Genomic DNA, 14,482 nt, shown 5'->3' on the forward strand with positions numbered 1-14,482 from the left:
GTGAGTGACGCCAGAAGAGAAGAACTTGGTCGAAGAGGCCAAGCGTATCTTAAATCGTGAACTTGAAACGACACCGTTGAATGCCGACATGACGGTTCGCGATTTATTACGTCTTAATGTTGGCTTATGCACAACTGAGCAGTTTGGTGTCGTGTTGCTGGACTTCAATAGCCGCGTACTGGAAGTCACGACGCTGTTTTACGGTGGAGTGAAGGACGTGGCCGTCGATTTAAGAAAACTGTGTGGTTATGTCCTGACCTCGCGCGCGCATAAAGTAATTCTCTGGCACAATCATCCATCGTTGAGCAAGCAGTTTTCTAAAGAAGATTTAGTGTTGACGCGTGCGATCAGTGAGCGTCTCGCGCTTTTTGATGTGGAGGTGGTAGACCACTATCTGGTAACCACCACAATTAACAGCTTACGAAGCAGTGTTAACTGGCCTGGTGGAGTTCCGGAAAGTCGAATTCCGCCAACAGAGGCTGTTGCCGCATCATATGAGTTTGTTTGAACACAGGAGACTTTTCAGTATGAATTTTGAATGTGGCGCTGTTTACTCCAGAACGCAATGTTTTGGAAGTTAATATACAAGCTTTAGATCCGTCTTCACTTACATAAAGTAGATCCCCGTTGGGCAGGATATGCGGCTCTCCATAGAGATTTCCAAGGAATTCTGAAAAACTAACAGGTGCGTGAATAGTGGCTTGGCTGCCTTCGATTGCTACCCGGACGTACGGTTTGATGTATTGGAGCACAGCAAGATCAATAGTATCCATTGTGTGTTTGGTCTCTATATAGCTAAAGTGTCTTTATTTAGAATCTTCATTTTTTATTATGAAGCTAAATCTTTATAATGATAATTAGCATACTTAAGATTAGGATTATTTTCAAAATATTTTGTGAATTAATTGTTTTGTATGTTTTTTGATCAATTTGACAATCGTTAGAGTATTTTGAGGAAATAAAAAAAACCGCCAAGAAGGCGGTTCTTATTGCAAGATTTCTCAGTTACCGCTTTACATGTGGATTGTCGAAGTCGACATTGTAGTCCCGGTTAGCGGCAACAGAATTGAAATCTGAAAGGTAGAGTTGACCGTTTGCAGTCACAAATGAGCCATATCGCCATTCACTTAATTGATCAAGGTAAAAATCTACTTCTGTGCCGTATATGCCAGATTCTAGTAACTTTTGATCTGCTATTTGGTAGTCGCCGCCAAAGCCAATACTTTCTGTAGTGGAGCTAATGATGCAATTCGAGTCTTCAAAATAATCAGTAGAATTATTGAATTCTCCGGCTGCATCAAAGGTAAAGGATTCCGATCGATATTCTCCCTCGAACTCTTCGCAGGCTGTGTACCATGTTCCACTTAAGGTTGACATGATTTCGGCGCGTTCAGCATCGGTCAGAAGTCTTGTTTCTGGCTTGGGAACGTCTTTGCCACCATTGTCTTCTACTTTTGGAGGCGCTTCGCCTTCGCATCCTACAAGAAAGAGGACTGATGAGGCAAAGATCGATAGGGTGACTTTTTTCATGAGATTGGTTCTCCGTTGGTCAATTCAAATACTTGCTGATTTGCTCTTCGTTTTAGTAAGGGCAGAAATGCCACCCAAAATATACAGCCGATCCATGTCAGGAAGAGTGTCCTTATTGGAGGCTTAAGAGATCGGGCTTCACAACAACAAATGAGGCGCGCTACTTTGTACATCATCGAAAAATACAAGGGGATGGCAACAAGAGAAGATATGATTCCCAAGTCGTACCAAAATACTTCATGTGTCTTCATCGCCAGAGGTATAGATATTTGCTGATAAATGTTTAACGCCACAAACGTTACTATAATAATCCCGACTGGCCAGAATTTAATGTTCTCGCTCAAAGGGATGCACTTGTAAAGTTCAATAGCGATGGCGCCGAGAAATAAAGATAGTGCGACTGTTTGGACTGATCCGCTTAAAGCTACGGCTAAAGCATGTGCCCATGAGCCAATGACAGATCCATCAATCGTATTAAGCCAATAGAAGCATACCTGAGTTAAGACGTATGGCAGAATCAAGAAGGCGTACCACCACAGGCTATGTATTTTCAGAAGCTTACTCATTTTGTCGCACCTTGTATGCTATCCTTTTTGTCGTGATCTTTGACTTGCTCCTTTGGTGTTTGCTTTGGTCTTCCCGAGTCGCTAATTGTATCCGCTAGGTCCATGTCCTCGATGTCTACAATAGTTTCATCAGATAGAAGTGAGATTGCCAGTCGGTCTTTGCGCATTATCATTCGCAATATGACATGGCGCTCCTCGTTGCTCAATTGAGTGAGGTGCCCACCAATTATGCGTAATGCACAAATTGACTGCATCTCGTATTTAAGAAGCAGAACGATGGCTGAACAGCTCAATGCAACAGACAGACCCAATGCTTGACCTGGACTTTGAGAGAGTGGATATACCGCGTAAGTAAAACTGGGCGTCATAAAGATCATCCCAATAATCATGACCGTTCGATAAGGTGATTTATATGGCGATCTAGGCTTAAAGCCCTTTGGCATTTTATAGAGGGCTATTAAAACTTTCACTAGCGACCGAATCTTCATCGTTAAAATCGTGGGGTGGCTGAGTAGACTGAACCAATGATCAACCCTTCAGTAGAATTTAACGGGAAAGCGCTCAATCCCGTTTCAAGATCTGGTTCAATAAATTTCTGGTTTTGGGGTACAGTTGCAATCATCCCTTTCTTCAATTTCATCTGTATATCCAAGCATTGGGCATTTCGAACAGACTCTAACCAGTCAATGCGCTCTTCATGAGCTAATTCTGAATAAAATGGATCTATAGTGAAGACACGTTGGTGTGATACCTTACGTGAATACACCGGGATTTCGAAATGCTGTTCTATTGGACGCCAACGAACCAAATAGCCTTCAGTACTCAAAAATTTTTCAACGGCATCGATAACAAGCTCGGCAAACACCAGGGTTGTAGCAAGGATGTGGCAGTTTCGTATGGTGGCGGGGGATTTTGAATCAAATACTATTGGTTCTATCCAGCGTCGATATAACCCCTCAATCGACCAGCCATCATCATCCAATCGAGTTGGGAGCGCGCCACTTGGAATTTTGTATGTATCCCAGAACGCAGGGCGGTCAGGCCAGAAAACGAGACCGAGCCGATCGGTTAAGACATGAGGCGCGACGATGGAATATGGCAACGGGTTCAACCGTGTGTATGGTGCTTGTCGATGCAACTCTATATCCATCTGATTGCTTATCAGAAAGAGATCATCATTGTTTAGCTTCTGCACGGTCACGTGTCAGTTTTCCTCGTGATGTTCGAATTTAGCTAGAGCTCATATTAGGGCTGCAAGCCCTATAATGCAAGATCATGTGATACTATGGACATACTATAAGCACCATATATGCCAATTCAACATTTATTTGAGAAAATTTCATATTAAATTTTGATCAGTATTATAAACAGGTGAGCATCAGCGTGATTATTATTAGAAAATGGTTAACTAGTTATGGCCAATTGGTGTCAGAATTGAATGTGTAGTAATGGCGCTACACATTCAACGCATTGTTAAGTGCCATGAGGGGGAGTCAAGGCGCCTATCAACAATTCTTGAATCACTACTGTAATCACGTATTGCCACCGACATATGCCATAGGCAAATGCTAGACAGTTGATAGAGTTTTTTGAATACATTCTTTTTACTCCTAATTTGCTTTTTTTGTTCGTGTTTATTACCACCTCGACGCTTATACGGTGTAGCAGCATGTTTAAATAAGGCATTAGCCGCATCTAATAACAATCCCGGTTCATCACCATAACTAACGTTCAAGCAATCGCATTACTGGTCAAATTACTCTCCGCAACTTATTTGGCCCAGGCAACCAGTTTATCGATGCAAGACATCGTCATTTTCAAAGGCGACCTGTTGATCGTATCCCGGGTCAGAGAACCCTGCAGGGTTGGCATCGTGGTGGCGGGTCGGAGCTGATAGGCAACGAGTGCCGAGGACCATACGAGCCGCCTTCGACAATAGCATTCCTTATGATCATTATAATGACAAAGCGATGGTTATCGGCCAAATTGTTAACCCTATCGCAGCTTCCTTTATCCGTCAGGTACTGTTAGATAAATTATTTATCACAAAGTTACCAGTAGCAACCAGCAGCCTTATCTCTGGTTAACTTTCCGTCTATTTATTCCTGAGAGTGGCTTGTGATGGCGATTCCGAGCGATTCCTTCCCCTTCCTATAGATTCCTAGCGAGGCGGTTGCGTGCAGCGTCAGTGAGTTGATTAAAGTGGCGCGGTCGAGTTCGAAGGTAGTTTAACCAGAGGGGGAGTAGAAGGGCTCATTATAATGGTAATATTTCTGGTAACTTTGTGATAAATACGATATTGTGTGGGCGACGTGAAAATAAAGGGTAGGGCTGTTAATAATGCTTGAGTCGGTCGGCGCGGTCAGTATGATGCGGATTAGGAAGTTTGCATGTTCTGACATTGTGCCGGTTTTAGGCTTTCGACACCCTAAATATGGTCGCGCCATCCGGTTTTTGGTGTCTTTTGACCGTTTGCAAAGGTTCAGCGGCAGTAAAACGGAGATAGGTGCCCTTGTTTAAGGTTTTTGACGCGATCAAAGCCCTTTGGAGTGGAGTTGCTAGTCATGCGTATTCGACAATTTAATCATTGGCAGCCAGTTCGCCGGTTTGCTTGGCTCACTACCGGGCTTGCGGGGGCAGGTTTACTGGTTTGTTATCTTTTTCTGTTTGGTGATGTCCCACCTCCCGCGTGGCTGTGGCCATTGATCGGGCTTGAGGACGCCTCACTAACTGAAATGAGCAATCCACATTTCGGTATGCGCCGGTTATGGATGCCTGTGGTCGACTGGCTGCACTTCGGTTTTGTTGGCTCCGGAGCCTTTGCGATCGGCATGGACCGATGGACACATCCTCGTCACCGGGCGTTCAAAATTAACAAACCCAAAAAAAAGGATCAGTTTTAATGCGTGATTTTCTTCAATGGGGTGTCGCACTGACCGTCTCTCTCAGTTCATTCACTATGGCGGACTCGACTCGCCAAATTTCTGATGTGCCTCAAATACACTCCGTCAACGAAACTCAATTTTGCCGGTGTCCTATTGAAGGGGTTCGCGTTGATAATTCTGCATGTGGAATGCCGCATGTAGAATACAATCGTGCACATGTCGCGCCTTGGTTATCAGTTCGACAAATCGCGGAATGGATGGACTTAAGGTGTGCGCAACCTGACTTAACAGCCAGTGAACAGCTGCAGGCCTGCGCGCATTTCGACCCGCGTATTGAATTGCTCTACAACCATCCCGTTAACTGGGTAGTGGCCGCGCCACGTGTGAGTCAGTATTTATACAACGGGCGATGGAACTGGACATCGACAGTGCGAACCCCAGGCATCCCAGATGAAATTTTTGGTCAATGCCCCATGGCAGTATCTTCCGATGGCGTTTTAGAGCTGTTACCCGGTGTCCGAGGTGATTTTGCGAGAGCGGCTTTATTCTTGTTTGATCGATACAGTATTGTTTTGCCAGCTGAGATTGAACGTGACTTGATTGAGCTAGGCCGCAAAGACCCCGTGACCTTGGCGGAATCGAAGCGGGAGATGTTTCGTCAGTCGCAACATCGGGAATACAACCTCTATGTGGTTAATAATGAGAACGTTGACCAGGCAAGGAATAAAGCTCATTTACTGGGTATTATGAACGAGTATCGAGAAGAGGTACTGCCAAGATGAATAGTCGACAAACCCCTCAGCCGCTCGTTGAACTAAGTAATGCGCAATTAGAAGACATGCGTAACGCACTGCATCCGCGGGCATTAGCGAACACTGCGTGGTTCGCTATTGCCATTTATGTGGGTTGGTTGAGACTGAAAGGTAAGTCAGAGCATACCCCTGTTGAACATCCGTTTGAAACCGCTCTTCCTGATGATCGCATCGGTCGAGACCGTCGTCACATGATGCTCATGTCGGCCGACGCGGTTGCCAGTGAAATATATGACTATGTTCACCGTTTTGATGGCTCCCATGTGTCTGCCACAACCATTGCCGATGAACTTATTAAGTGGGTTCATAACGATTCTCTTGCTCAATCATCGCTTAGAGAAGCATTTCACTTGTTTAAGCGATTACTTGAAATGGGCGAAGGGTTAAAGAAGTCACCGGAGCTTAAACCGATGTTTAAACTCGCGCGGCATCGTCGCATTCGGACTATTGATGAAATCTCGGAGTTGGCCAATGAATTTATCAGCAAGAGCAAACTGAGTCACACTGAGGCCGCAATTGTGATTACCGGTCAAGCAACACAGGTAATGCGGGATTGCGGATGGGATAAGTCTCAATTTGGTTTGTCGGATGTTTTGCAGCTGTTGAAAGCCTGCGGTGAGATCACTCAGCTAGGCGATAATGCAAGTCTGAATGCGGCTCTGCCAAAGGGCTTGCTGGACACCACAATCCTGGCCTGGTTTGCTTATTTGGAGAACCTTTTTGTCATGTCACCAATGGCGCTGGTTTCAGTAGGTGTTGCTTTTAAAATCTATCCAAAATTTATCTACAATGATGAAGATGGAAATGTCATGCAATTTGCGATCATGGATGATGTCGCCATTGCTTAATTATTTAAACCCGGTGGTGTAATGAAGACGAACCGATCTATAATAAAGTCACCTATGGACTTGCATACCGAATTGCAGCTTGGTTTCGATGCGCTTAAAGACGCAATCAATTGCGTCAGCGATGCGGTGCAGTTTCAAGAATCAGATCCGATCAGCGGCTATCTAACACGAGTTGAAATTCCACACGAGTCAGCCACCGATGATAAGACTGGTTTGGTTGCCCGTTCATTCATTCCGGTGACAGATATCATTGCGCCGGAACTCAAAGGCGAATTCCTAAAGGCCGTGTGCAACATGCAAAAGATAAAAGACGGCGCCAATCGATATGTCGTTCGCTGGCCAGGGATTATTCGAACCACGCCGGCCGTCATCGACGCACTGACCCGCTTAGAGCAAAGTCGAGAGGGGCTGTTGGAGATCCTTAAGGGTATCAAAAATGGGCGCCCTAAGAGGCAGTTGCTAGAGCAATACGCTTCGCATTTGAATTTGAATTACTTGCGACGAAAGATTGTTATTCTCAACCAGCCTCTGGAAAAAATCGCCTTCCAATGGGAAGGTCTTGGCTACGTACATTCGAAGCTTGATGGGAAAGGATTGGCTCAGTTCCTTTCAGATAACTCGGTTTCTGATGATGTTTATGAAAAACTCATGAAACAATGCAGCCAGGTGGGCCACCTGTATCATCGTTTTTATCAAGCCCCTTCTGTTTTTGCCCAATACAAAGTAGTTGGCCAAACCCTGTGGCAGCGAAAACGAATTTCGCTCCCGATCATAACGAGTGAACCAGTGCCAGAATGTCTCACTCGGTTAGTAGCGTTTGACAACTCCCGATACGGTGGAATTACATCAAAAAATGAAGACGACGAGTCTGCGCGTATTCGGAAGGTCCGGAAGGACATGGGGCGCTACGAATTGGTTGACAAGGGATACCATTTATATTTGCGCAAAAACGAGCAGTTGGAGAGCTCACTATGACCAACCAAGTGTTAGAGAAAGATAACTCTTCCCTGGGTGTGTTTTGTCTCCCGTTCCATTGGTCAGTATCCAATAAACAGCACACATGGGAGTTTGAAAAAACACGTTCCATAAATTGTAGGTACCGAGCTATCAGAATTAAGGTTAACTCTAAAAGCAGTCATCAGAGCCTCTTTGATATTGCGTTAACAGTTGATGAGCAAATTGGATTGTACTCGATTGTCAGTCACTCACGAGTCTTAAATAAGTCAGGAAATGGTCTTAAGATTCTTCGCGAAAATAAGCAGGTCATATTGGATTTACCACAAGGCCAGTCAAATAGTGAAGCGCACAATAGAACTGATAAGAACGGAGCATTGGTTTTTCTCGCCATGGCCGGTAACCAGGGGCCGTTCATTCTCAACCTTAAGAAAACTGAGTGCATCACCTTGGCCGGCATTGTGTTGTCTTGTCTTGCAGATAATCTCGGCGTAACCGATGAATCGGTTCGTCATTTAATACAGCAATGGAGGCAGTCTTGAGCAAAGATGGCCTCTACTATGATACGGATCTTCGTTTCCTCACGGACAGTGAAGTTTCAGACCACTTGGCATTGTGGCGATTTAAAGGTTCAACACCTTGGTTGACGACTGTATTCGCGGATGGGGAATTTCCATTTGCCCTTTGGCGTGAGAATTCAAGCGTATCGGGTACCTCTCGAATCGTTATTGTTGCCAATACCGTTGCAGAAAATCGGTGGGACGGAAAAGCATGGCAGGGAATATGTCTAGATTCGGCTCTGCATTACCACTATTCGCCAGACCTCAGCCGAACTCAAGCGCTAGCTGCGGCTGAAGGTATTATAAATGCGTACTGGGACAAGCGGGTTATCCATCAGATAGAACCGAAAACGCGGACAACTTTGACACTTGATGACCTCAACAATAAGTGGGCATATTTTATTCACTGCATCACGGAAGAGTATTTTGGCGGAGAATGAAAGTACTCTTGACATCATGTATCCAGAGCTTAGTGACGCATTGCAATCCAGACAAACTTTAATTGTAGTTCTTCGAACGCCAGTTACAGTTCGCGCCATTAACAAACCCATTTAAAACCAGGTGCATTAATCTAGTTACGGCCTAGAAGCTGGAAGAAGGCGATGCTATCGCTCTTTTTGGTATACGCTTCAACGGCTAAATTTTTGTTCTCCTGTAGCGGCATCGAGGGAAGACATTTTCGAAGAATCGTTAGACACATCTCCATACGTGATAAAACGTCGCCTAAACACTCTTTGCCATTATTGGCACCTTAGAGTTGGGCGATTTGCGGTTATTCATCCAGCTTGGGAGGCTCTTTTTCGCCATCGACGCCCCAGCTTTCTATCCACTCCAGCACATCCACCACTCTGATAACTCGCCCGTTCTCAATGTCCTCTACAGCTTTTAGGGTTTTCAATAGGCGGTCACGATCGATGAACTGTCGCTTCATGATAGCTCTTAAGATGTTATTGATTAGGGTGAGATCTTTGACATCTAGATTTTCAATCCAGTTTGCTATGTCTTCATCCAATAGGACATTGGCGGTTTTTCTTGGAACATACAATAAAGCATTCTCAAAGAAATCATCGCCAAGCTCAGGGATGTCGCTAGTATCGATGTCAGATTCATCCCTTCGGTTCGTTTTTCTTGGAAAGTCATTTTTAGAGTCATTGCTCATGGCGCGGATCACATTGCAGGTTTTTTTAAAATGATGCTTCGCTAATTTTGTTAAGCGGCGAGAATTGTAACACTAAGTATAGATCAGATTTGTCAAGTTTCAATTTTGAGGTTCAAAGGAAAGCCTCCGAAAGCTGCATAGACCTATACAAACCAAGGATATCGAATACTGGCGTTAAGATTTGATAGCATGTCTTAAATCCGTTCCTAACGAGCCTAAAATCTACACATTAAAACCGGAATACGCGATATTGCTTTTCCTTTGAACCCCATGTTGGCTCGCACTTAAGCAGAGTTTCGTTGGCTAAGATTTGCGATTAAATCGATGATATTGTCCCTGCATAGAGCAATATGCCGATTTGGAGAGTTCACAACTGGTTTCCATCTTGAGTACTTTTCAGCAAGCTTTAAGTCTCTATGCGTCATAATGCTGTTTGCGATTTGCACTACCGTGGCTACGGACACCCACGAAGATGGCACTTGAAACTCAAGTAGTGGTCGACGACTTGTATGCATAATTTGCTCTATAAGCGGCTTTGTCATCCGAAGTTGCGGATTCGATGAAATCAACCGAAGGATATCTTTGTCTGGATAGCTTAGGAACAGGGTGGCTGCTAAGCCATCAGGCATCTCAGCTAATCTTTCCAGTGCGAGTCTTGCCGCCTGGATAGGTTCAGGGGTGCTATCAATTGCTTGTTGCAGCATGTCCAATTCAGCGACGCTCAGTGTTTCGTTTCTTTCAAGCGCAATGAGAGGATTTCTTTCTAAAGTAGGTACAATCTGTTTTTCGAATGCGGCCATAACCTGTTGAAATGGAATAGTCAAACGATCAACAGATGCAAAGTATTCCGCAGCACTCTGGGTTCTAACTTTGCGTCCCAAACCGCTTATGACTACTCCACCATCTTCATGGTTGATATAGAATCTCTCTAACATGGACTGCTTCGGCGCATATGGTCCTTTTGCTTTTCGGGCGGCTAGGGGAATGTGCGACAGGGCAGCATCAATGCTTTTTGCGCGAACGGGGAGGTAGAGCCCCCAATAACTTGTAACCTTACTTTGATAAGTGTTTGCTGCTTCTGAAAACGACTTTTCGAGATCTGTTTGCAAAACTGGACTAATATAGCGCATATCAAGTTTTAACTTGCCGCCGGATTCGTTGGAAAGGAACACTTCATATTCACCAGAATCGATATTCAGAGTCCTACCAAGGCGATCGAAATTTTCTCTCCCCCAAACAACAGTTTTATTTCTTAAGAAGATAAAGTCGGTTTGCATGTTAACACCATGCCTAAAAGTGCAAGATCATGTAATATTATGAGATTTATTTCTTGTAATTGCAATGCGAAAGAATATTGGAGCAGATTTACGGAATTGTATTGACCTTTAAATTCATAAAGCTACTATTGGTATGCAAATTGCTGAGAAAATCCAGGGGTTTAGAATGGGACACTGCGAACAAACTGAAGAATGTATCTGCTCTTTTTGCCGGGACATCGCTGGTGTCGCAGAGAAAATTAATTCAATTCAAGGCTTGCGTGTTAGATTTGGTCGGCGCCTGGAAGCGCTATTGCAGGCAAAATTCGAATCCACCAGCAAAGCAAAGTTGATGTGCGATGCCTTGCGTTCTGAAATTCTTGCGTTTAGCGATTATCCAATTGAAACAATAGCGTCGCCAAGTAATCAAGATTTGTTCTTATCAAGTCCAGTTTTCTACCAAGATAGTAGTGGTCACTACTGGATGAGCCAGCCTCGATCTGATGGATGGATGACTGCAAAGGTGACACACACCGGGTACCACAAAAAAGAATTTCATTGCGATGTCTTCTCATTCCAAGCCCGGCTCGATAATTTGGGTTTGGTTCAGTGTGATCCAATTGAACCGCAGCGCATAATTCTTAGTCCAAAATTCCGAATCGTGAGTGCCATGAGCGATCTTTATCAAGACTGGAAAGATGGTCGCATTGATAAGATGAGGTACGACAGCGTAAAGGTTGAGTTACTGGAACAGTTCAACGACATTACTCCTGAACACGCAATTCATGCCTAAAGTAATCAAGGTTACCAACGCAGGTTCCGCTTTGAGTTTGCCACAGGGACTCCTGGATATCTTTCCTCCAAAGCTTGTGTATTGACCGCCTAGTGAGTACCAAGCTTACCTGTTCCGTGACGATCCAACTAATTGTTCTCATTTTCTGGGATTTAGTCCGGAAAGTGCACGCACGAAATTTGACTGCAGTGCTCTTAAAACAATGGAGGGCGAAGCAGTTTTTTTTCGATCCCGAAAAAGGCGTCCTTGCTCAGATTTTGCATTCAGATGACTTACATTGAATGTAATCCACCAGGCGTATTGGTAATCCAATACTGTACCTGATGCACGATCGCTGGTCCTTTTTTGGTTATACAATGCCCGGGTTATGCATTACTATATAACCCAAAATCATCTTAATTAAGCTAGTGACAATGCCAATTCAAGTTATCGCCGACACGGGCTGCGACCTACCTCAGACATGGCTGAATCGCCATGGTATTCCATGCTTGCCTGGCGTTATCCGGCATAGAGGTTATCGCCATAACATACAGACATACTATGATTCACGCGATGATACGTTTAGTCGTTGGCTACATGATAATGGTTATCTACTGAGAGGCACGGATATCAGTACAGATGCACCAGGAGAAGAGTACTTAATCTCTTGGGCACACGAGCACTGCGATCCAAACTCAGAGTGTTTTACCATTACTTTGGATGGCAGTATTACTAACGGCTTGGCCAACTGGACGAGGTCAAGTAGGAAATGGTCAAAGGAAACTGGCGGTATTTGTATAGTATTTGACTCGAAAACCGCGCTGTCAGGGCAAGGTTTGATCGTATGGGCGGCCATTGATTTAATTAAAAAACACCCCGGAATAACTGGACCTCAGTTGGCAGATCTTTTACGTCCAATCGCGGATAGTCAGACCACACTCATTATCGTCAAAGACCTGTCTATCATGATCAACCGCGGCGCCCAAAAACTGAAACTACCTGCACTCAAGAAATTCGCAAATCTTGCAGTGAAAATTTCCAAACGTTACCCGATTTTCAAGTCCCATGTAGGTTTTTTTAAACACTTAGAGGCGGCAAACTATGAATCAGCTGTCGCCCGCGTGCTGAGCGACACCTGCGAGTTAATTGAGCAGGGGCGTTTAGAAATACCTGTAGTTGTCGTGTCCTATGCTATTAGCGACGTGGTAGAAATTGACTATTATCGAGAATTTCGCCGACTGCGGGAACTATGTTCAGAGAACTTGATTGACCTGCAAGTTTCGCGAATGAGCAATGCCGGTGCAATTAATCTGGGTCAAGGCGCACTATCTATAAGCTATCTCACCTCTAAGACTTAATTCGAACAAACAACTCAATTGATTTTTCTAGATTTTTCGTGAACTCAATCTCATTTCTAACTCGAGCCATGCCGCTCATCCATGCTAATTGACCAGAAAAATAATAAGCATTGTCGTAAGTGCAAGATGATGTTGTATTATGGGGTTTTAGCAAATAACATCTACCATGAGTTTCTATGGCTTAGCCTTTGACAATTATCGGCGCCCATGGCCCAACTTAATAGGCATCATTCAGGAGAGTGAAATGAAAAGAGCATTTATTACTGGTGTTACAGGGATCACGATATCCCTCTTCCAACTGCCTTTAGTGCAGGCCGCTGACTCAGACGCGGCATACAGTGCGGCCACTAATTGTTATACCGCCGGCAATACCCAAACATGTACATATCTATCTGTCGACTCTACAGGTAAAGCTGTGATCCAGAAGGATCAACTTTCATCTGGAGGAAGCGTGATTGTTTTAGACGTTAATGATCGCCCAAGTTCATCCGCAGGCTCGTTGCCAGGTGACAGGATTTCTGGAGCTAGTGATGGCTTGGCAACTTCTGTACCAGATCCGGAAGTTAAGCTAGACATCCCGAAGTCTGATAAAATTTTTGAAACTTCCGGTTCCGTTAGTAATGGTGAAAGACCATTTTGGCACGTCATGAGTGCTTTAAATGGTAGTTTCATCGGGACCGCAGTACGAGACAGCGGTGCGGGCTATAAAGTTGGAGTATTGCTGAAAATGCAGTATCCGCTAGATATCAAAGCAACAGTGCTTCGCAGACGCAAAGGCTGCGTGTTCTGTGATTATGAAAATGTAAACTCAAACGTCTTTTTCCGTAATCAGTTTGACATATCTAACGCCAGCTTAGTGTATGGTGATCGGCGAATTCTTGATGATCTGCCTGCGCTAAGTCGCACTACACATAATTGGTCATCTCGCTGGAATCCAAATAATCCAACTATCTTCTCCACTACGCCAAACTGTTCCTTTAATTACAACGACAAGGCAGGAGTCGACCTATTTTCTTCAGGTAGCTATTACGGTGTCGACAGAGACGGTGTAAGGACTCTTGAAGCCGTTTGTTGGGTGACAGTTGATCTCGCCACCTTAGCCAATGGAACATTTGGAAGTGTCCGACCATCTAACTTAAACATGGCTTTTAGACCCATCATTTACGCTTCAACATCTGAGAATCGAATGTACTCTGGCAGCGGCAATTGCGCCTATCTAATGACGAGTCCAATGGGGAAAGGTGCATACGACGACGATAAACGATGCGGCAGTACTGCATGGGACGGCGCATTTGACCCAATTCGCTCTTGGCCAACTGGTGGCAAAATCACTTACACAGCAGAAGTTTGGGGGTATGTTGACTGACCCGTATATTCCGGCAGTTGCAGTCTTTTAAAAGGTCCTCAAAATGTCGGTGCATTGCTAAGAACAGCAATGCACCCGACTACAAACCGATTCTAAAATACATATACATTAGCATTCGACAAATGAACCGGCATTAAACTCTTCCAGGTCCGGCATAAGCTTACTCGATACATTCATATTACTGGTCAACAGCAAATCGAACTAACTATGGGACCTGACTTTTAGTTGGACTTTATTACGAAAACTACCTGGGACTTATCCACAGAAATAGTGCATAAGTCTGTGCCTAATATATCAAAAAAGACATACGAGTGGCGTACTAGCCCATCCGACAATGGCTGATCACATATTAACCAATTAGGAGCAGTAAATAGCTCTTTCGTTTCCGCAGCATTTAATTATAATCATCATAAATC

General features: G+C 44.4%; 16 protein-coding genes. 10 read left to right on the forward strand and 6 right to left on the reverse strand.

What is annotated here, in order from left to right; translation table 11 throughout:
* The first annotated feature begins 4 nt into the window (after window positions 1-4).
* Window positions 5-508 carry a JAB domain-containing protein gene (locus IYN85_RS21195; protein WP_196160959.1) on the forward strand — a complete coding sequence of 168 codons (504 nt, stop codon included), beginning with the start codon at window positions 5-7 and terminating at the stop codon, window positions 506-508.
* 497 nt (window positions 509-1,005) lie between these two features.
* Here IYN85_RS21195 and IYN85_RS21200 read toward each other — a convergent pair whose 3' ends face one another.
* From IYN85_RS21200 to IYN85_RS21215, 4 genes are read right to left on the reverse strand one after another with little or no spacing between them, the layout of a single operon-like run.
* Entirely contained in the window at window positions 1,006-1,530 is a 525-nt protein-coding gene (locus tag IYN85_RS21200) for a hypothetical protein (protein ID WP_196160960.1), read from the reverse strand.
* Window positions 1,527-2,096 carry a hypothetical protein gene (locus tag IYN85_RS21205; RefSeq protein WP_196160961.1) on the reverse strand — a complete coding sequence of 190 codons (570 nt, stop codon included), beginning with the start codon at window positions 2,094-2,096 and terminating at the stop codon, window positions 1,527-1,529. Before IYN85_RS21205 ends, IYN85_RS21200 begins: the two co-directional genes overlap by 4 nt.
* Window positions 2,093-2,566 (reverse strand): hypothetical protein, encoded by a 474-nt coding sequence (locus IYN85_RS21210; RefSeq protein WP_196160962.1) that lies wholly within the window; start codon window positions 2,564-2,566, stop codon window positions 2,093-2,095. The genes IYN85_RS21205 and IYN85_RS21210 overlap by 4 nt, the downstream gene beginning before the upstream one ends.
* A 20-nt stretch (window positions 2,567-2,586) precedes the next feature.
* Window positions 2,587-3,297, reverse strand: coding sequence for a hypothetical protein (locus IYN85_RS21215; RefSeq protein ID WP_196160963.1), 711 nt, complete (start codon window positions 3,295-3,297; stop codon window positions 2,587-2,589).
* Between the two features lie 1,363 nt (window positions 3,298-4,660).
* Between IYN85_RS21215 and IYN85_RS21220 the strand changes: the two genes are divergently transcribed.
* From IYN85_RS21220 to IYN85_RS21245, 6 genes are read left to right on the forward strand one after another with little or no spacing between them, the layout of a single operon-like run.
* Window positions 4,661-4,999: a hypothetical protein gene (locus tag IYN85_RS21220; protein ID WP_196160964.1), complete on the forward strand. Its 339-nt coding sequence runs from the start codon at window positions 4,661-4,663 to the stop codon at window positions 4,997-4,999.
* Complete coding sequence (locus IYN85_RS21225) at window positions 4,999-5,763, forward strand: hypothetical protein (protein WP_196160965.1); 765 nt, start codon at window positions 4,999-5,001, stop codon at window positions 5,761-5,763. Before IYN85_RS21220 ends, IYN85_RS21225 begins: the two co-directional genes overlap by 1 nt.
* Window positions 5,760-6,641 carry a hypothetical protein gene (locus IYN85_RS21230; RefSeq protein ID WP_196160966.1) on the forward strand — a complete coding sequence of 294 codons (882 nt, stop codon included), beginning with the start codon at window positions 5,760-5,762 and terminating at the stop codon, window positions 6,639-6,641. The genes IYN85_RS21225 and IYN85_RS21230 overlap by 4 nt, the downstream gene beginning before the upstream one ends.
* 21 nt (window positions 6,642-6,662) lie before the next feature.
* Complete coding sequence (locus tag IYN85_RS21235; protein WP_196160967.1) at window positions 6,663-7,616, forward strand: hypothetical protein; 954 nt, start codon at window positions 6,663-6,665, stop codon at window positions 7,614-7,616.
* Window positions 7,613-8,137 carry a hypothetical protein gene (locus IYN85_RS21240; protein ID WP_196160968.1) on the forward strand — a complete coding sequence of 175 codons (525 nt, stop codon included), beginning with the start codon at window positions 7,613-7,615 and terminating at the stop codon, window positions 8,135-8,137. Before IYN85_RS21235 ends, IYN85_RS21240 begins: the two co-directional genes overlap by 4 nt.
* The gene (locus tag IYN85_RS21245; RefSeq protein WP_196160969.1) at window positions 8,134-8,595 is read left to right on the forward strand and encodes a hypothetical protein; all 462 of its coding nucleotides are present in this window, start codon (window positions 8,134-8,136) and stop codon (window positions 8,593-8,595) included. Before IYN85_RS21240 ends, IYN85_RS21245 begins: the two co-directional genes overlap by 4 nt.
* 332 nt (window positions 8,596-8,927) lie before the next feature.
* Here the strand turns inward: IYN85_RS21245 and IYN85_RS21250 are convergent, their stop codons facing one another.
* Together IYN85_RS21250 and IYN85_RS21255 are read right to left on the reverse strand one after the other, a co-directional pair.
* The gene (locus tag IYN85_RS21250; protein WP_196160970.1) at window positions 8,928-9,314 is read right to left on the reverse strand and encodes a hypothetical protein; all 387 of its coding nucleotides are present in this window, start codon (window positions 9,312-9,314) and stop codon (window positions 8,928-8,930) included.
* 284 nt (window positions 9,315-9,598) lie between these two features.
* The gene (locus IYN85_RS21255) at window positions 9,599-10,591 is read right to left on the reverse strand and encodes a hypothetical protein (RefSeq protein WP_196160971.1); all 993 of its coding nucleotides are present in this window, start codon (window positions 10,589-10,591) and stop codon (window positions 9,599-9,601) included.
* Window positions 10,592-10,724: 133 nt separating this feature from the next.
* Here IYN85_RS21255 and IYN85_RS21260 point away from each other — a divergent pair, with 133 nt between their 5' ends.
* The 3 genes from IYN85_RS21260 (at window position 10,725) to IYN85_RS21270 (ending at window position 14,066) form a co-directional block, all read left to right on the forward strand.
* Window positions 10,725-11,363: a hypothetical protein gene (locus IYN85_RS21260; protein ID WP_196160972.1), complete on the forward strand. Its 639-nt coding sequence runs from the start codon at window positions 10,725-10,727 to the stop codon at window positions 11,361-11,363.
* A 413-nt stretch (window positions 11,364-11,776) separates the two neighbouring features.
* Window positions 11,777-12,700 carry a DegV family protein gene (locus IYN85_RS21265; protein ID WP_196160973.1) on the forward strand — a complete coding sequence of 308 codons (924 nt, stop codon included), beginning with the start codon at window positions 11,777-11,779 and terminating at the stop codon, window positions 12,698-12,700.
* A gap of 244 nt (window positions 12,701-12,944) precedes the next feature.
* Window positions 12,945-14,066 carry a hypothetical protein gene (locus IYN85_RS21270; protein ID WP_196160974.1) on the forward strand — a complete coding sequence of 374 codons (1,122 nt, stop codon included), beginning with the start codon at window positions 12,945-12,947 and terminating at the stop codon, window positions 14,064-14,066.
* The last annotated feature ends 416 nt before the right edge of the window (window positions 14,067-14,482 follow it).

The organism is Reinekea sp. G2M2-21 (genome assembly GCF_015687175.1).
GTDB lineage: Bacteria > Pseudomonadota > Gammaproteobacteria > Pseudomonadales > Natronospirillaceae > Reinekea.